The sequence below is a fragment of the Vibrio artabrorum genome (genome assembly GCF_024347295.1).
Taxonomy (GTDB): Bacteria; Pseudomonadota; Gammaproteobacteria; order Enterobacterales; family Vibrionaceae; genus Vibrio; species Vibrio artabrorum.
In genome coordinates this window covers 1,197,055-1,214,693 of record NZ_AP025459.1, presented here as the reverse complement: position 1 = coordinate 1,214,693, position 17,639 = coordinate 1,197,055, and the positions used below count along the sequence as shown (strand labels likewise).

General features: G+C 44.3%; 13 protein-coding genes, 2 tRNA genes and 1 pseudogene. 8 read left to right on the top strand and 8 right to left on the bottom strand.

Annotated features, from left to right (window positions below):
• Positions 1–260: 260 nt before the first annotated feature.
• Together OCU36_RS19430 and OCU36_RS19425 are read left to right on the top strand one after the other, a co-directional pair.
• Complete coding sequence (locus OCU36_RS19430; RefSeq protein ID WP_261840130.1) at positions 261–431, top strand: hypothetical protein; 171 nt, start codon at positions 261–263, stop codon at positions 429–431.
• 69 nt (positions 432–500) lie between these two features.
• Positions 501–1,153, top strand: a pseudogene (locus OCU36_RS19425) (IS3 family transposase).
• A gap of 256 nt (positions 1,154–1,409) precedes the next feature.
• Here OCU36_RS19425 and OCU36_RS19420 read toward each other — a convergent pair.
• Together OCU36_RS19420 and OCU36_RS19415 are read right to left on the bottom strand one after the other, a co-directional pair.
• Positions 1,410–1,484: transfer RNA gene (locus tag OCU36_RS19420), tRNA-Gly, on the bottom strand.
• A 37-nt stretch (positions 1,485–1,521) separates the two neighbouring features.
• A tRNA-Gly gene (locus OCU36_RS19415) sits at positions 1,522–1,596 on the bottom strand.
• Between the two features lie 177 nt (positions 1,597–1,773).
• Between OCU36_RS19415 and OCU36_RS19410 the strand changes: the two genes are divergently transcribed.
• Both OCU36_RS19410 and OCU36_RS19405 read left to right on the top strand, forming a co-directional pair.
• Complete coding sequence (locus OCU36_RS19410) at positions 1,774–2,937, top strand: threonine/serine exporter family protein (RefSeq protein WP_261840129.1); 1,164 nt, start codon at positions 1,774–1,776, stop codon at positions 2,935–2,937.
• 166 nt (positions 2,938–3,103) lie between these two features.
• Positions 3,104–3,442, top strand: coding sequence for a zinc ribbon domain-containing protein YjdM (locus OCU36_RS19405; RefSeq protein ID WP_261840128.1), 339 nt, complete (start codon positions 3,104–3,106; stop codon positions 3,440–3,442).
• A gap of 128 nt (positions 3,443–3,570) precedes the next feature.
• Here the strand turns inward: OCU36_RS19405 and OCU36_RS19400 are convergent, their stop codons facing one another.
• From OCU36_RS19400 to OCU36_RS19380, 5 genes are all read right to left on the bottom strand, one after another.
• Positions 3,571–4,494, bottom strand: coding sequence for an amino acid ABC transporter permease (locus tag OCU36_RS19400; protein WP_261840127.1), 924 nt, complete (start codon positions 4,492–4,494; stop codon positions 3,571–3,573).
• A 163-nt stretch (positions 4,495–4,657) separates the two neighbouring features.
• Positions 4,658–5,467 carry a transporter substrate-binding domain-containing protein gene (locus OCU36_RS19395; RefSeq protein ID WP_261840126.1) on the bottom strand — a complete coding sequence of 270 codons (810 nt, stop codon included), beginning with the start codon at positions 5,465–5,467 and terminating at the stop codon, positions 4,658–4,660.
• A 12-nt stretch (positions 5,468–5,479) separates the two neighbouring features.
• Positions 5,480–6,277: an amino acid ABC transporter permease gene (locus tag OCU36_RS19390; RefSeq protein ID WP_261840125.1), complete on the bottom strand. Its 798-nt coding sequence runs from the start codon at positions 6,275–6,277 to the stop codon at positions 5,480–5,482.
• The gene (locus OCU36_RS19385) at positions 6,277–7,023 is read right to left on the bottom strand and encodes an amino acid ABC transporter ATP-binding protein (RefSeq protein WP_315972668.1); all 747 of its coding nucleotides are present in this window, start codon (positions 7,021–7,023) and stop codon (positions 6,277–6,279) included. Before OCU36_RS19385 ends, OCU36_RS19390 begins: the two co-directional genes overlap by 1 nt.
• A 221-nt stretch (positions 7,024–7,244) precedes the next feature.
• Positions 7,245–8,393: an iron-containing alcohol dehydrogenase gene (locus OCU36_RS19380; RefSeq protein WP_261840124.1), complete on the bottom strand. Its 1,149-nt coding sequence runs from the start codon at positions 8,391–8,393 to the stop codon at positions 7,245–7,247.
• 192 nt (positions 8,394–8,585) lie between these two features.
• On the opposite strand from OCU36_RS19380, the gene OCU36_RS19375 reads away from it, so the two are divergent.
• The 3 genes from OCU36_RS19375 (at position 8,586) to OCU36_RS19365 (ending at position 11,862) form a co-directional block, all read left to right on the top strand.
• Positions 8,586–9,470, top strand: a complete 885-nt coding sequence (locus OCU36_RS19375; RefSeq protein ID WP_261840123.1) for an AraC family transcriptional regulator — start codon at positions 8,586–8,588, stop codon at positions 9,468–9,470.
• A gap of 548 nt (positions 9,471–10,018) precedes the next feature.
• Complete coding sequence (locus OCU36_RS19370; protein WP_261840122.1) at positions 10,019–11,266, top strand: RidA family protein; 1,248 nt, start codon at positions 10,019–10,021, stop codon at positions 11,264–11,266.
• Between the two features lie 239 nt (positions 11,267–11,505).
• The gene (locus tag OCU36_RS19365) at positions 11,506–11,862 is read left to right on the top strand and encodes a hypothetical protein (RefSeq protein ID WP_261840121.1); all 357 of its coding nucleotides are present in this window, start codon (positions 11,506–11,508) and stop codon (positions 11,860–11,862) included.
• Between the two features lie 239 nt (positions 11,863–12,101).
• On the opposite strand, the gene OCU36_RS19360 is transcribed toward OCU36_RS19365, so the two are convergent.
• Positions 12,102–13,688: a BCCT family transporter gene (locus tag OCU36_RS19360; protein ID WP_261840120.1), complete on the bottom strand. Its 1,587-nt coding sequence runs from the start codon at positions 13,686–13,688 to the stop codon at positions 12,102–12,104.
• Positions 13,689–14,138: 450 nt separating this feature from the next.
• Between OCU36_RS19360 and OCU36_RS19355 the strand changes: the two genes are divergently transcribed.
• Positions 14,139–17,306: a chitinase C-terminal domain-containing protein gene (locus OCU36_RS19355; protein ID WP_261840119.1), complete on the top strand. Its 3,168-nt coding sequence runs from the start codon at positions 14,139–14,141 to the stop codon at positions 17,304–17,306.
• The last annotated feature ends 333 nt before the right edge of the window (positions 17,307–17,639 follow it).

Sequence of the window (17,639 nt, the reverse complement as noted above, 5' to 3'; positions counted from 1 at the left end):
TATCGTCGTTACGGACGGGCTTGAATTATATGAAAATTACATAAGTTGCACACTAACTTATATTAAGCTTTAGTTATCTGTAGGGTTGAGATTAATTTTTTACCCTTTTTGTCCCCACTTTGTAGTGCATTCAAACGTACTGGTCTAATGGCGCTGGACACCAAAATGAGAGACAATACTTGTCAGATCAATAAGATGTGATCCGCACCAGAAGTTTTGGACACTGAGTTAAATGAGTCCAATGACTAACGAGGTGAACAATGGCAACTAAGAAAGCACGAATCAAACATGATCTTGAACTTAAAGCTGAAGCACTTAAGTTAGCAGAGAAAGTGGGTGTCGCCGCTGCTGCACAGCAGCTATTTTTATATAAATCCCATAGCTATGGATGGCGTAAAGCCGTTAAAAAAGATGCGAAAGTCAGTGATTGAGAAAGGGAGTTCGCCACCGAAAATGCCCAATTCAAACGATTATTAGCAGAGCAAGCTGAAAAGCTAGATATCGTAAAAAAGGCCGCCATCTACTTCACGAAAAATCTAAAGTAGATTGCTATGAGTTTATGCTCGAACACCTGATGCAATATAAGATTGTCCGTATGGCTAATGTGTTTGGGGTTTCTCGAAGTGGGTTTTATTACTGGATTGATAATCGCAATAAAGTCACTCAACGAAACGAGCACCGCAAGTAATTTGATATCAAAGTTCGTAAAGTCTTTGATGATAAAAAGGAACGTGATGGTGCAAGGCGTATTCAAAAAGAACTTGAAGAAAATGGTAATAAGCACGATGTAAAAACCATCACCGCGAGCATGAAGCGTCAGGGATTAGTTGCGAAGGCAGCCCGTAAGTTCAAATGCACGACAGACAGTAAGCATAGGCTTCCCGTTGCTCCGAACTTGCTGACCGAGACTTAATCGCAGCTCATAATTTAAAACAAAGTATGAGTAGGAAGGGAAATTACTGGGATAACGCCTTTGTTGAAAGCTTTTTCCACTCAATAAAATAGAAGCCATCCAATACGAGCCGATAATGACGCGAGAAGAGATGCGTCAAGCACTCTTTGAGTATATCGAAGTTGATTATAATCGAACAAGAGGCACAGTGCTCTTGGGTATCTAAGCCCAGTTAACTTTGAAAAACAATATGTCGCTTAATGCAGTGTCCAGTCTAACTGGAGCAGATCATTTCACAACTAAACCACAACTTTTGACATTAGGTTTTATAATATTGGACTTGTGAATTCTGAGGGGCCAGAAACAATGAGGACAAAATCGTATATTTTTCACTTGGTCCCCAGTCTAGATCGGCAAAATAGAATCATCTAAAAACCTGAATAGCAGCAAAACAAAATCACGCAAAAAAGCGCTTTAATTTCAAAAGATTGGGATATTGCGAGCAGGAGAGAAAAGTTGGAGCGTGCAGCGGGAATCGAACCCGCATCATCAGCTTGGAAGGCTGAGGTAATAGCCATTATACGATGCACGCACACTGTCTTAGAGTAAGACTGAGGCATTAAGAAGACTGGAGCGTACAGCGGGAATCGAACCCGCATCATCAGCTTGGAAGGCTGAGGTAATAGCCATTATACGATGTACGCGCATCGTCTTAACGAGTTTGATAATGCCACATCTAACTGAAAACGAAACCTTTTTCTTTCATTTTTATTCTAAGTGCTCGTATAACCACCACAACGCTAGTTTTTCACGCAAAAGTCTCGTCATTCCTTCTATCGTTTGGTACATTGACCGCACATTTGTTCTCCCCTAAAGTCCCCATGCCTTCCCAGTACCGAATTAACAAAATTGTTGAAATTGGTGATACTCTACACCGTAGTGGTTGTGCTCCATATAAGCTTGAAAAGTACACTCAATTCTATGCAAAAAAGCATGGTGTTGATGTCATGATCCAAGCGACGCCAACCGCGATTAATTATCAATTTCCTGATCATAACAACGCCGTTATTCTCAAGCGTCAAAAGATAGCTTCGATCAACCTGAGTTTGTTAGCCAATACGATTATTCGTATTAATCAACCGAGCAGTGATCCGGTACCAGAACCCGTAGGCTATTCAAAATTTGTAACGGCACTTGCCAATATGGGGATCCCACCTGCGTATTTGATGTTGGTAGGCAGTACATTGGAAGCGGTTGGTTTTTCTGCGTTATTGGGGTTGATGGTTTGGGCCTGTCAGCAAGTTTTGCACTCACGTCGTGCCATCGCGGTTGAGTTCATTTCGGCCTTGTTAACCGGTATTGCAGTGGCCTTTTTAGCGAGTACGGGCTTACCGATACCGGTATGGGCTTTGTGTATTGCCTCGATCGTGTTGTTTGTTCCGGGCTTGTCCATCGCTAACGCATTAGAGTGTCTAGCATTCAATGATCTAGTTTCTGGTACCAGTTTACTTGGGCAGAGTGCTTTAACCCTGATTAAGCTGTTTGTTGGGATTATTATCGGCCTCAATATTGGTGAAGCGATATGGGGACAAGCGGTATCCATCGATTATACCAATGCGATCCCAATGTGGATGCACATATCAGGCTTGGTGCTGATTTCAGTGTCTATCGGCGTGATATTTAATGCGCGTCCTAAAGATATCATGCTTGGCTTGCCGGTTGCTGTTCTGGGCATGTGGGGGCCATTTTATCTGGGCTTTGACAGCGGTTGGGTTGTGGGTACTTGGGTCACAACCGTGCTGATTACGCTTTACGGAACTTGGATTGCGAAGAAAATGGATCTGACGGGCTCGATTTATATTGTGCAAGGGATCATTATTCTAGTACCGGGTAGTCGTGTGCTTGTCAGTGCCAGCCAGTCGGTATTTGAGCAGTCTGTTTTGCCGATACCCAGCATCGGTTTATCTGCATTATTCATGTTCTCGGCAATTGTCGCGGGGCAAATTACGGCTTACTCTATCTACTCGCCAAAAGTGGAACATTAACTTTTCAATGGCTAACACAAACACAGCTTCGCCGCTGGGCTTGTGTTAGCCTGTGTTGTTTACAGCCATTGGCTCACGTAGCGAAAGCGATCCGGATTTGTGCTCGCTAAGCCATCCCTGAGTCATTAAAATGGCTCTAATTCTAATTTAAATGAAGTCGAAATTTATGTCTTTACCTCCTTGCCCGCAATGCCAATCTGAATATGTCTACCCTGACCAAAACAACCTAATCTGTCCTGAGTGTGCCTATGAATGGAACCCAGATGAGGAGCGTCTAGCAAGAGAAGCTGCCCGAGTTAAAGACATCAACGGTGCAGTATTAGATGCCGGAGACAAAGTGACTTTTACTAAAGATTTAAAAGTGAAAGGAAGCTCGACGGTTCTGAAGATTGGTACCAAAGCCGTTATCAGACGCATCATTGAAGGAAAGGATCACCAACTGGATTGTAAACTTGATGGTGGTGGTGAAATGTTAGTGACGGCTAAATACGTAAAAAAGCAGTGACTTGATACCGGAACTCACGTGTTTAGTCACAGTCTGTTGAGCGAATGAACCGTGATTGGTCAAACCTATTCGCTGTTAATATTGGCTATCAAACCGACTCTAAAATGCGTAGCACCTAATTGATGACGTTATTGGTTAAATTGAATATTTGATCGCTGTTCTATTCCCTTGAAAATACGCGAAAGGGTGAAACATAACGCGAAATAAGCCGCGCCAACAATCAGCCATATCTCGAAGATCAACCCTGACGAATTTGCCATTTCTGTGCCGACAAACGTCATCTCTTGAATAGAAATCAGTGACACAATGGATGTGTCTTTGACTAAAGAGATCGCCTGACCGGCTAAGGGGGGAGTAATCGCCGTTAAGACCTGTGGGCCGACCACAAATCGATACTTAGACAATACCGATAAGCCAAGAGAATCTGCGGCTTCCCATTGCCCTTTAGGAACACTTTCTAAGCCAGCACGAATCACTTCAGCAATATAAGCCGAAGAGAGCAAGCCAAGACAGATAACACCCGAGGCTAAGTTTTCCCATAGGTTAGCGGGACCAAATAGGAAGGCTTGCAGTTGGTTAATTTCACCATTGTGTTCACGTAAAATGCTTTCTAAACCAAGCAAAGGGATCAGTTGGTTAGAGACAAAGAAGTAAAAAATAAAGATAAAGACCAATGGCGGGATATTTCGAACCAATTGGATAAAAATCAGTGCCGGTGTTTTGATTAAAGCGATTTTAGAGTGTCTTGCTACACCTAACAGTGTACCGAAAGAGAGTGCTAACACCATGCTCCACAAGCTCAAACGTAATGTTGCGACTAAGCCTTGGAAGAAATAAGGAATACTGCCTTGAGAAGGTGGAATGAAAATCAGCGTGAACGCATCTTCCCATCGCCACTGGTAGTGAATGCCGACCGCAGAACGATAATAAAGCCAAGCTGAGAATGCACAAATAATGGCAAATAACACGTAATCTAATAGATTGAGGCGTTGATACCAAGGCTTCATGCGAAGATTGGGTTTGGGCGTTGATAGTGCGCTATTACTACTCACATTATTCCTGTTCAAATAATCATCATTCGTAGGCTGTTTTGGGATCTAAAGTGAATCAAAATACAGTGATTCAAATAGTCGATGAACAGGCAGTATAGACAATACACTGCCTAGATCTAGAGCCGCTAACTCTGGTCACCTTGAAAGTGCGCTTAGGTTGAGGTTACTGACCTTGAGCTATCTGATTTTGCCAATCTAGCGTAGAGAACCAGTATTCGTAGCGCTCTTTTAGCCAACCGTCTTCAGTACGAGCTTTGATCCACGCGTTGAAGAACTCCGTTTTATCTGTTTCACCTAGGCGGACAGCAAATGCTTCGTTACCTTTTGATAAGCGCTCATTAAATGGAATGAATAGGGTATCTGCGTTTTTGATCGTTTCGTGCTCTGGTTTAGGGCTCGACGCAATCACCGCATGCGCATTACCGTTTAGCACTTCTTGAAACGCTTGAGCATCATCATCGAACTGAAGCAATTTGGCTTTAGGGAAGGTTTCACGAGCCATTTGAACAGTATATGCGCCGCGACGTACGGCAATTTTTACTCGGCGAGAATTAAAATCCGAGATCTGTGTATAGCCTTTCGCGAGCTCTTTATTGGCTGCAAGTTGAACACCCGAGTGAGAGTAAGGTTCTGTAAACAGGACGCTTTTAGCTCGAGCTTGAGTAATAGACATACCGCCGATGATCACATCAAACTTGTTCGATAGTAGGGAAGGGATAATGCCATCCCATGCTGTCGGAACAAACTCCACTTTCCAACCTGAGTCTTTGGCTAGGCGTTTTGCTACATCAATTTCAAAGCCAACGAGATCGCCTTGCTTATTGCGCATCGCCCAAGGCACAAAAGTCGACATACCAACGCGAAGAGAGCCTCGTTCGTTAATCTTGTCTAAGTTTGGCGTTTCAGAGGCCAGTGCGGGCAAACTGACGGCAAGCGCGAGTAGAGCCGTGATTGCGGTTTTAAATAGCTTCATGCTGATAAATCCTTATTGTGTTCGCCAGTTAGCGCCAAGCTTATGCTCAAGCCAAGCAGCAACGGCAGAAAGTGAAAGTGTAAGTGCAAGATAAATGATTGCCACAGAGAACCAAATTTCAAATGGCATCGCGGTTTCAGAAACAATGTTTCTGGCTTCGGTTGTTAGGTCGAAAATGGCCATGACACTCACAATCGAAGAGTTTTTGATGAGTGATATCACTTCATTTGTCAAAGGCGGCAACGTACGTTGTATCACCTGAGGAAGAATTACATCCCAATAAGTATAGATCTTTGATAAGCCTAAAGATTGAGCAGCTTCAAATTGTCCTCTCGCAATACCATTTAAACCAGCCCGGAAGATTTCGGCGGTGTAAGCCCCTTGGAAAAGTGCCAAGGCTAGAACAGCGGTGCTAAAGCGATCCAGCCCTAAGACGGGGCCAAACACAAAATAGAGCAGATAAATTTGTACTAATAATGGCGTATTACGAATCAACTCAACATAACTGCTGGCAAGGGTTCGACCAACCACGGAATTAGAGTTCCGTAACAGGGCCGTGGCTAAGCCAATGCATAGTGTGGCGACTAAAGAAATTAAAGATATATTGATGGTAACCAGTAGCCCTTGCATCAGTTCTGCCGGCCACCATTCGCCATCTTCATAAAAGGCGATGTAATCAGGCACACGCTCCCATTGCCAGCTGTATCCCATGGTTTGTGCGCCAGAATCGAGAATCCAAACAACCGCTGCCACGAGTACAATAATTTGTACTAAAGCGGAAAGGGCGGGTTTAATAATTCGAATCAACATCAATAAGTCAGTATCTGATTTAGGAACGCTTGAGTTCGTTCATGTTGAGGGTTTTCAAAGAGTGCTTGCGGGGTATTGGATTCGACAATTTGTCCTTCATCCATGAAGATAACGCGATCGGCTACTTGTTTCGCAAAGCCCATTTCGTGGGTTACGCATACCATGGTGATACCTTCACTCGCCAGTTCAACCATCACATCGAGCACTTCGTTGATCATCTCCGGATCAAGCGCTGAAGTTGGTTCGTCGAACAAGAGTAATTCTGGCTTCATACACAGGGAGCGGGCGATAGCCACGCGTTGCTGCTGGCCACCAGAAAGTTGTACGGGGTATTTGTTGGCTTGTTCTGCAATGTGCACACGCTCGAGATAGTGCATTGCTATCTTCTCGGCTTCTTGTTTGCTTTTTTTCAGTGTACGTATCGGAGACAGGGTTAGGTTCTCAAGCACAGTAAGATGGGGGAATAAATGAAAGTGCTGAAATACCATTCCGACTTGGCCCGGTGTGTTGAACTTACTCGGCAGCACTTGTTCTAGTACGTAAAGTTCGCCGCTCTCGAAAGCTTCTAGCTGATTGATACAACGGATCAAGGTTGATTTACCCGAACCTGATGGTCCGCAAATCACCACTATCTCTCCTTGTTCAATATTTAAATCGATATCTTTTAGGGCATGGAAATCACCATACCACTTGTTAAGTGACTTAAACCTAACCATTTCCTTGAGATTATCCAAATCGTTGTTCATACCTTGTAAAGAGACGAGTTTACCTTAACAATATAGAAACATGATTGCACATAAAATTAGGGACTTATGAGAGTTTAATAGCATCTTGTAGGGCAAATTAAAAAGCAGCGACCACAATGAACGCTGCTTTATTTGCACGAAAGAAATAGGTAATGGGTTCAGTAAGAGGTAAAAAAACTCTTTGTATAACCGCTCTCTTTGCTTTCTCTCTATTTTACCGCTTAGTGGATTGCCGACTCTAGAATCTCACGTGTTTTCTCAGGCGTGATTGCTTGGTTCTCGCCAAGTTGTAGGTAGCCGTGTGATTCAAGTTGAGCGACAACATTATCAATCGCTGTTGCTTTGTTTGTTTCGTAGCCATCGAACATCGTCGCCACGTCTAGGCTGTGGTAGAAGGCTTCGATTGCCGCGATGGTGCGCTCGGCTAAATCAGCACCGGTTTCTAAGCCAAATACGTTGCGACCCATTTGCTCGAGCTTGCTGCGTTTCGCTTCGATTTGGTTGCGAAGGAGTGACGGTTGAACAATTGCAAGTGAGCGTGCGTGGTCTACGTGCCATAGTGCTGTGAACTCGTGCCCAATCATGTGTGTTGCCCAATCTTGAGGGACACCCGTGCCAATCAGGCCGTTAAGCGCTTGGTTTGCTGTCCACATTAGGTTTGCACGCCACGCATCGTGATCACGTTCGTCGAATTGCTTACCCAGAACAAGGAGGTTCTTAAGCAGTGTTTCTGCATAACCGTCTTGAACCATCGCGTTTGTTGGCATTGTGATGTATTGCTCACATACGTGAACCCATGCATCAACTAAACCGTTAATCAGTTGGCGCTCTGGTAGAGACTTCATTACATCTGGATCCATAACTGCAAACTTAGGCTGTACCGCAGGGTTCATGAATGCCAGTTTCTCTTGAGTCGCTTTACGAGTGATTACGGCACCCATGTTCGATTCAGACCCCGTTGCAGGAAGTGTCAGTACTGCCCCAATGGGGGTCGCTTCTGTCACTTGGTGTTTGCCCGCTAAGATATCCCAACCGTCACCGTCGTACTTAGCTGCTGCTGCAACGTACTTAGAACCGTCGATGACAGAACCACCGCCAACCGCGATAATGAACTCTACGTTTTCTTCTTTAACCAGCGCGACTGCTTTGTCTAGCGTCTCTTTGGTTGGGTTTGCCTCAACACCAGAAAACTCAATCCAAGCGTGATCTTTTAAAGATTCGACTACTTGGTCGTAAACACCGTTGCTCTTGATAGAGCCGCCCCCGTAGATGACGAGTACTTTCTTTGAAGTATCAACCGCTTGGCTGATAGCCTCGATTTGGCGTTGGCCGAAGTGGATGACTGTAGGGTTAACATAAGTAAATTGCATTGTAGGTTCCTTGTGTAAAGCTAGATTTTTATTTTAATGTATTGCTCGATTTTCATATTTGCATATTAGTACAGAATACTAGGGTGTTGAAGGTTGATTTCTCTAAATTAATTGCCTATTTCTACAAAATTGATATTCTTTCTTTGGTCTAGTCTACTTACTGTTAGCGCTTGAAATGGAGAGTCGCCACTTATGAAAACACTTGCTCAGTTATTACAGTCTTATGTTGAACACAAAGGCTGGGATGATCTCGAAGGGATCAGAGAAACTGACATCGAAGGTGTTTGGTTTTATCGGAGCAGTGTTGGCAACCAACGCCAACCGTTTACTTATCAGTCTGGCATCATCATGCTTGGGCAAGGTAAAAAGAACATCTATATTGGAGAAAGGCCAGTCACTTACGCCGCAGGTGACTACCTTGTCGTCGGTGTGCCAATGCCGCTAGAGTGTGAAGCCTTGCCTGTTAATGGTGAGCCCTTGCTTGGTTTATCGATTAGCATTGATTCTCAGCGCTTACATAGCTTAGTTAAAAAGCTCGAAGACCAAGGTTTTCTAGAGAGCTACTGCAACAAACATAAGCTAAGAGCGAGTGGTTTGGAGTCGACACCAATGGAAGAGTCAATGCTGGACAGCTTTACTCGATTGGTCAAAACGCTGCATTGCGGCATCGAAGCCAACATATTGGGTGATGCGATGGTTAATGAGATTGTCTACCGTGCACTAACAGGTTCAGAAGGGCGCGTATTGTTTGATTTAGCTCATCATGACGGCCATTACGCCCGTGTTGCCAAAGCACTGTCTAAAGTGCATCAAGAGTATGACCAAACCATTACCGTTCAATCGCTTGCCGATGAAGCTAACATGAGCGTGTCTGCTTTCCACAATGCTTTTCGTAACGTCACTTTTGAATCGCCACTTCAATACTTAAAGAAGGTCAGGCTCAACAAAGCTAAAGAACTGATTCAGTTAGAGGGGCTTCGCATCAGCGACGCTGCACGCCGAGTTGGCTACTCCAGTCCATCCCAATTCAGCCGCGAATTTAAACGACACTTCAATACCCCCCCTAGAGCGGTATAGCGCTCTAGGGGGGGAGATTATGTTCGATGCACTCATGCTTCATATGCTTGTTAAATTATATGGATAAATGTATCTAATTGTCGGTATTCTCAGTTTATTGGTATTTGATTGTCGTATATATTATTAATGTATTTATCTAGCAGAAGCCCTTTAAAATAATTAGTTAACTAGCCTAAGAGTTTATGCACGCCTATAAGGACGTAAGGCCAATAACTGAGCGAGTAAGGGGTTTTTAGTGTGAACAACTTATCAAATATTATCTAAATTACGGAAAGTGTGCCTCGTTCTATCTGAGATTGTATTCACGAATGTTGAATGTTTAAAAAATAAAATGAATACAGAGCTTGGTCAACGCCATTGCGGCGGATAATTAGTCGTGTTGTGACTAATTATTCGTTAAATTATAGATTCATAGTCAAGTAATAGTCTGATGGGGGTCACGTTTAGCTTAAAATAATTAAATTAATATGGCGCTACTTTAATCATTCTTTCCAATACGATTATTAAATATAAATACGTATGCCTATTTTATAAAAAGGATAATACCGATGAGTAGCGATATCATTAAAGTTTCAAGAAATACTGAAAATGCACCAATTAATTCTGTATCTACACAAACGGTCGCTTTTTCTCATTATAATAACTTTTCTGCTCAATTACCTGTTAATCCAAAAACAGGTGAAATAGTAACTGGTGATATTAAAGACCAAGCAACACAATGCTTAAATAATATTAAAGCGATTGTTGAAAGCATCGACCATGTAATGGATGATGTCGTGAAGATTAATGTTTTCGTTAAGAATATGTCTGATATCGATGCTATTGATGAAGTTTACAAAAGCTTCTTCCACAACAGCCTTCCTACACGCACAGTGGTGGGTGTGGCTGCGCTACCGAACAGTGACGCTTTAGTACAAATGGATGCGCTTATTTCAAACGGCGAAGGCACTAAACCACAAGCACCTTGCGCGCTAGTTAAGGTATCAAGAAATACGGATAATGCGCCTCAAAGTGATGTGTCCACACAGACCGCAGCCTTTTCTCACTACAACAATCTTTCAGCTCAGTTACCTATAGATGTAACCACCGGTGAGTTGGTTAATGGTGGTATCGAAGCGCAAACAGCACAATGCTTAGCAAACATTAAAGCTATTCTAGAGAGCATCGGTCATGTCATGAATGATGTGGTTAAAACCACTATTTACCTCAAAAACATCGAAGATGCTGAAAAGGTAAATGAAGTGTGTACTAAGTTCTTCCCAAGTTATGTTCCAGCACGTACTGTTGTTAACGCGGCTGAACTACCAATGGGCGCTTTAATTCAAATTGATACATCCGTTTCACATGGCGACGGTACACCGCCGCAATTACCAGAAGACACTCGCTTATTGGTTATTGAAACCAATAATACTGCTGCAGCACCATTCATGCCTTATTCGCACACCGTCGCTTTCTCTCACTATAATCATATTTCAGGCCAATTGCCTGTAGACCCGAAAACAAATGAATTAGTTTCTGGTGGGGTAAAAGAACAAGCTGAACAGTGTTTGAGAAATATTAAGTCGATAATTGAAAGTGTTGACCATAGCATGGACGATACGGTGAAAATTAATATTCAACTTAAGGATATTTCAGATATTGATGCGGTAAACGAAATCTACACTACATTCTTTAATGCTGAGTTACCGGCAAGAACGGTAGTAGGGGTTTCAGAGATCCCAATGAATGCTTTAGTACAAATTGATGCTGTTGTTTCTAACTGTGAAGGTACGCCTCCACAAGACGTTGTTGCTTAAACCAAGCGGAACCTTTTTCGACAATAGCGTTTAAATTTCGGACCTAGCCCCTAAACAAGGCGCTAGGTTCGATTATCTGACTAGCCAACCTCATTCCAAGATGTAACACCACCATTAAGCCCCGCCACACCGCTCACTCCAAATACTAAAATCAAGCTTCTACCCGACACATGGTGTTTATTGAGTCGAAGTGTTTTAATATCCAATCAGACGCTTAACGTAAGAAAGAAAACCAGTTTATGTCATTTCGAATTGTTTTAATTTTGTGCCTTACCTTGGTGGGTTGTTCGTCCAATCAAGAGCTGGCTCCTGACACGGCAACCATTACGCTTTTTTATGATGATACATCGATCTCCGCGGGCGTATTAGAAGATAACACATTCAATTCAGTGCTCGCGGATAGGGTTGAAAGTGTCACTTTTTCGGGTTCAATACGAAAACAAGATTCTGGTTATTTAGTTGATATGCGCGTGACTCGAGAAAAGAAAGATCCACGTTCTACTCGACAATTAGACACTTCGCTTTATATGGAACCGGGAAAGTTGGTGAATGTTGGTGGTGTGAATAATGATGTATATAGGCTGGTTTTGAAGTAGTGAATTCAACGTGCGTAATTCATGTGCTTGTGCTTTACTTCAACTTCAGTCATGGTTGCCGAGGTTGATAAGTTTCAATAAGTTGAAATACTTATAGATACAATAGCGTATAGGGAAGGTGCTTATCGAAGCAAGCCCTAATCAATTAGACAGCGAACAGACAAAACAAAGCCACTCAGGTTATGCCTTGAGTGGCTTTGTCGTTTAATACGCTATGCGAAACTGAATCGATTTAGGTATTAAGCAATGCCTTGATCTCTTGCCATCTGGTTCGCTATCTTCGGAGCGTGCCATAAACATGGCAGCAAGATGAACGAAACAGGAACGGCGGTGATCACAATGAACGACTGTAGAGCGGAGATGCCGCCAGAACCCATTGAGATAAGTGCGATCGCGACCACACCCATAATGATACCCCAGAAGGTACGCACCGCAGCGTTCGGCTCTGTCGTACCGGTCATTACTACACTGATGGTGTAGGTCATTGAGTCACCGGTTGTCACGATGAACGTGGTCGTCAAGATAAGGAACAGAATCGCAATCAAAGTCGGGAATGGCAGTTGAGCGGTAATGGCGAGCAGAACCGCTGGAAGGTTGAAGCCTTCGAACGCACTAGAAATCACACCTGGGTTTTCTAATTCAAACGCTAAACCACTACCGCCAACAATACTGAACCAAAAGCATGTCACAAGTGGGGCAATGATGCTGATAGAAACAATCATCTGGCGAATAGTACGACCACGTGAGATACGAGCAATGAAGATTGCCATCATAGGCCCATAGCCTAAGAACCATCCCCAGAAGAATACCGTCCAACCGCCTAGCCATTCCGTATCTTCGCGGTAAAGCGCCATTGGGATGAAGTTATCCACCATTTCACCGATACCTTGCAGATAGCCATCGATGATGAAACTCGTTGGGCCGACCAGCAGGATGTAGCCGATTAGGCACACCGACAAGATGATGTTGTAACGACTGATCAGTTGGATACCTTTGTTCACGCCGCTTAAAGCAGACAGTGTGTACATTGCGATAGCAAAGATAATAACCACACTTTGAGTCGCAAAGCTGTCTGAAATACCAAACAATTCACTTAGCGCATAACTGATTTGTAGGCCAAGGAAGCCGATTGGACCAATAGTCCCCGCCGCGACAGCGACGATACTACAAGCATCAACAACGTGACCAATTGAGCTGTTGATTGCCTTGTCGCCAAGCAGTGGGTAAAGCAGAGTGCGAGGCTTAAGAGGAAGGCCTTTGTCGTAATGCAAGTGCATTAACACGATCGATGACAAACCACCCAAGATTGCCCATGCAAGGAAACCCCAGTGCATGAAAGATTGTGATAAGGCATTGAACGCCATCGCGTGAGGATCCGCGTTGCCATACAGTGGCGGAGCTGAAACAAAGTGAGCAATCGGTTCTGCCGCGGCCCAAAAGACCCCACCACCGGCGAGGAGTGTACATAGGACGATCGACATCCATTTAAACGTGGTCATTTCAGGTAGGGCAAGCGTTCCTAAACGAACGTGACCTGTACGACCGAGTGCAAGCACTAAGCCGATAATGAAGTTGAGTAGCAGTAGGACTTGCCAGAAAGCACCGAACCACTTAGTTGAGTAACTAAAACCGATGTTAACAAGTTCGGACAACACGGAAGTGTTAGTGAAAGCGAGGATGACAAAGAGGGTTAAAAAACTGCCACTAAGCCAAAAGACTGGGTTTCCGAGTTCCAGCTTTTCACCCAGTGATTGGGCTTTGGTGAAATCGATAGAAGTAGATTCTGCGTTGATGTTTTCGTTGGCGACTTGCGTCAAGTTGGACATTATTTCTTCGCTATATTTGGCTTTTTCAAGCCTATGTATTTCTCCCACACTTGCATAGAAATGTGAGGTTCGTCAAAAAAGCCGCCGATATTAACACATTTGTCATCAAAAATGGGCGAATTCCGAAAAGAATTCAAAATTGTCTTTAAATCATGACTTTTTGACCTGTTTTAATGCGAATTATTTCTCGGCTTCAAATGACATATCTGATTATTAAGGGCGTATTTTTTTGCTTCTCCGAAATAAAGGAATATTAGTTATTGGTGCAAAATAAGTGTCGACCTATTGCATGGCATCAGCAAATTAATGCGAGCCATTCTGTAAATGTGGAATATTTTATGTGCTTAATGGTGGCTGTTATCTACAGTTCTTTTGTGAAGATATTTAAGCGGTAAGGAGAGTACCGCTTAAATTAAATATATTGAAACAAGAACTTAAGGGATCGTTAATATGCAATTAAACCAAGGAAGAGTGGCCAAGTCGGTTTTTACACTCAGTACACTCAGCGCGTCATGTTTGATGGCATTCAACAGTTATGCTGCTGTGGATTGTTCAACGTTAGAAGTGTGGGACGCTGCTGCGGTATACACGGGGGGAGATCAGGTTTCACATGACGGCAGTGCTTACACTGCAAATTACTGGAATCAAAATAATAACCCAAGCCAATTTGAAGGCGATTACGCACAATGGAAGAAAGTCGATGTGTGCAGCAGTGACGGAGGTGGCGGTACGCCAAATGAAGCCCCAACAACGTCATTAACGGCGCCAACTGCATCTGATGCGATTATTGAAGGTGATAATGTGGTACTGAGTGCTACCGCGCTAGACGTTGACGGCGCTGTGGTTTCGGTTGAGTTCTTCGTTGATGGTGCATCAGTCGCGGTAGTCACAGCGGCACCTTTCGAAGCAGTTTGGGGTGCAACGCCGGGTAACCATCAGGTTTCGGTTGTAGCAATGGACAATCAAGGTGCAACGAGTGTTGCAAGTACCGTTTCTATTTCTGTTGATTCCGTTAGACCTGGAAATGAGGCACCGACCGTTTCGGTTGCGCTTTCCGCAGCTTCGGTCGATGTTGGCGGTGTGGTAACGCTTACTGCAACAGCCGCAGACAGCGATGGCACCGTGGATAAGGTTGATTTCTATGTGGCTGGCGCTCTTGTCGGTACCGCAGCAACGAGCCCTTACACGTTAGATTACACAACCACTCAAGCGGGGACATTGCCTGTTTATGCGAAAGCGACAGACAACCAAGGTTCGATCACAGATTCGGCATTGGCCTCTTTGACTGTAAACGGCACTTCAACAGTGAGCACATGTCGCCCTGATGGCTTGTATCAAACTCAAGGTATCGATGTTCCTTACTGTACGATTTACGATGGTGAAGGCCGTGAAAAAATGGGTGCGGATCACCCGCGTCGTGTTATTGGTTATTTCACAAGTTGGCGAGCTGGGGATGACCCACAAGCGGCTTACTTAGTCAATGACATTCCTTGGGAGCAACTCACACATATTAATTACGCTTTTGTAAGTATTGGCTCTGATGGCAAAGTAAACGTAGGTGATGTGAACGATCCAAACAATGCAGCGGTTGGCAAAGAGTGGCCGGGCGTGGAAATTGATCCTGCATTAGGCTTCAAAGGTCACTTTGGTGCATTAGCCACAGCGAAGAAGAAACACGATGTGAAAACGCTAATCTCAATCGGTGGTTGGGCGGAAACTGGGGGGCACTTTGCCACTGACGGTAGTCGAGTTGCTGATGGTGGTTTCTACACAATGACGACTAACGCTGACGGTTCTATTAACCATCAAGGTATCGAAACATTTGCAACTTCCGCGGTTGAAATGCTGCGTAAGTACCAGTTTGATGGTTTAGATATCGATTACGAATACCCAACCTCAATGGCGGGCGCAGGTAATCCATACGATAAAGAGTTCATGGAGCCCCGTCGTCAATACCTATGGGCTTCTTACCAAGTGTTGATGAAAGTGCTCCGCGAAAAACTCGATGTGGCGTCCGCACAAGATGGCAATCACTACATGTTAACGATCGCGGCACCTTCTTCTGGTTACCTGTTGCGCGGTATGGAAACATTCGATGTGACTCAGTATCTCGATTACGTAAACATCATGTCTTATGACCTTCACGGAGCTTGGAATGACCATGTAGGGCATAATGCAGCTTTGTTCGATACGGGTAAAGACTCAGAATTGGCTCAGTGGAATGTTTATGACACGGCAGCTTATGGCGGTATCGGTTATCTGAATACAGACTGGGCTTATCATTATTTCCGTGGTTCGATGCCGGCTGGCCGAATCAACATTGGCGTGCCTTACTACACTCGTGGCTGGCAAGGTGTAACCGGTGGCGAAAATGGTCTCTGGGGCCGAGCTGCACTACCAAACCAAGCGGAATGTTCAGCGGGTACCGGTGAAGGTGAGAAAAACAACTGTGGCCATGGTGCAGTTGGTATCGATAACATGTGGCACGATACCGATCCGAAAGGCAACGAAATGGGTGCGGGCTCTAACCCGATGTGGCATGCGAAGAACTTAGAGAAAGGTATTTGGGGTTCTTATGCTGAAGCTTACAAGCTTGATCCTGTGAATGATCCTTCAGATGTTCTAACGGGCACTTACACGAGAAACTACGACAGCGTCGCAGTCGCACCTTGGTTGTGGAATGCAGAGAAGGGCGTGTTCCTTTCAACAGAAGATAAACAATCTATCGATGTGAAAGCAGACTACGTTATCGACAAAGAGATCGGCGGCATCATGTTCTGGGAACTCGCAGGGGACTATAATTGTTATGTACTTGATGCGAATGGCAACCGAACGTCTATCGATACAACCGAACAAGCGTGTAATAGCGGTAACGGTGAGTTCCACATGGGTAACACCATGACGAAAGCTATTTACGATAAGTTTAAGTCTGCAACACCGTATGGAAATAAAGTAGCGACGGGTGCTATTCCAACGGAAGCACTCGATATTGCAGTATCGGTTGGTGGCTTCAAAGTCGGTGACCAAAACTACCCAATTAACCCTAAGATCACCTTCACCAACAACACAGGGCAAGCTCTTCCGGGTGGCACTGAGTTCCAATTCGATATTCCTGTGTCAGCGCCTGATAACGCGAAAGATCAATCGGGTGGTGGTTTAACGGTGATTGCTTCCGGTCATACTCGTGCGGATAACATCGGTGGATTAGATGGCCCCATGCACCGAGTGGCGTTTACTTTGCCTACGTGGGAAGCACTTCCTGCTGGTGGTGTGTATGAGCTAGATATGGTGTATTACTTACCTATTTCAGGTCCGGCTAATTACGCTGTGAATGTCGGTGGTGTTGATTACGCGTTTAGCTTCGAGCAACCAGATCTACCATTAGGTGATATCAGTTCAGGTGGCGGTAACCCTGGCGATGGTGGCACCAACCCAGGTACATGTGATACAACAGGTTTAGCGGTTTACCCAGACTTACCTCAGAAAGATTGGGCGGGTAACCCAAGCCATGCAAACACAGGCGACCAAGTGGTTCATAATGGGAGTGTTTACCAAGCAAACTGGTGGACAAGTTCTGAACCGGGTAGCGATGGTAGCTGGACGAAAGTATGTTCATAACCAGTCGTTTCACTGTTATGTCGAGGCGTTTACGTTGAATATCATTAAGCGCTGAAATACAAGACAATAAGTGTCAATGTCTTAAAGTCCTGTTTCTCAGTAATTTAGTGGTCATTTTCTAAATTAGCGTAAACGCATAATGACAACGCCGAACTGAACCCAGTTCGGCGTTTTTATATCACTCATCGATGGAGCGTAGAACCCTCTTTAAAAGCGATGACAGTCGGTTGATACCAAAGATTAGGTAGAAAAAAGCCCAAACTGTGCTTCTGTTCTTGATTAGAACGAGAGGAACCGTTTGGGCTTTTTCAGAATGATTTGAACCGCGAGTCG

Bases quoted from the DNA above. Each gene is read 5' to 3' on its own strand.
- OCU36_RS19430 (WP_261840130.1), top strand. From the start codon at position 261: ATGGCAACTAAGAAAGCACGAATCAAACATGATCTTGAACTTAAAGCT.
- OCU36_RS19410 (WP_261840129.1), top strand. From the start codon at position 1,774: ATGCCTTCCCAGTACCGAATTAACAAAATTGTTGAAATTGGTGATACT.
- OCU36_RS19405 (WP_261840128.1), top strand. From the start codon at position 3,104: ATGTCTTTACCTCCTTGCCCGCAATGCCAATCTGAATATGTCTACCCT.
- OCU36_RS19395 (WP_261840126.1), bottom strand. From the start codon at position 5,467: ATGAAGCTATTTAAAACCGCAATCACGGCTCTACTCGCGCTTGCCGTC.
- OCU36_RS19390 (WP_261840125.1), bottom strand. From the start codon at position 6,277: ATGTTGATTCGAATTATTAAACCCGCCCTTTCCGCTTTAGTACAAATT.
- OCU36_RS19385 (WP_315972668.1), bottom strand. From the start codon at position 7,023: ATGAACAACGATTTGGATAATCTCAAGGAAATGGTTAGGTTTAAGTCA.
- OCU36_RS19380 (WP_261840124.1), bottom strand. From the start codon at position 8,393: ATGCAATTTACTTATGTTAACCCTACAGTCATCCACTTCGGCCAACGC.
- OCU36_RS19375 (WP_261840123.1), top strand. From the start codon at position 8,586: ATGAAAACACTTGCTCAGTTATTACAGTCTTATGTTGAACACAAAGGC.
- OCU36_RS19370 (WP_261840122.1), top strand. From the start codon at position 10,019: ATGAGTAGCGATATCATTAAAGTTTCAAGAAATACTGAAAATGCACCA.
- OCU36_RS19365 (WP_261840121.1), top strand. From the start codon at position 11,506: ATGTCATTTCGAATTGTTTTAATTTTGTGCCTTACCTTGGTGGGTTGT.
- OCU36_RS19360 (WP_261840120.1), bottom strand. From the start codon at position 13,688: ATGTCCAACTTGACGCAAGTCGCCAACGAAAACATCAACGCAGAATCT.
- OCU36_RS19355 (WP_261840119.1), top strand. From the start codon at position 14,139: ATGCAATTAAACCAAGGAAGAGTGGCCAAGTCGGTTTTTACACTCAGT.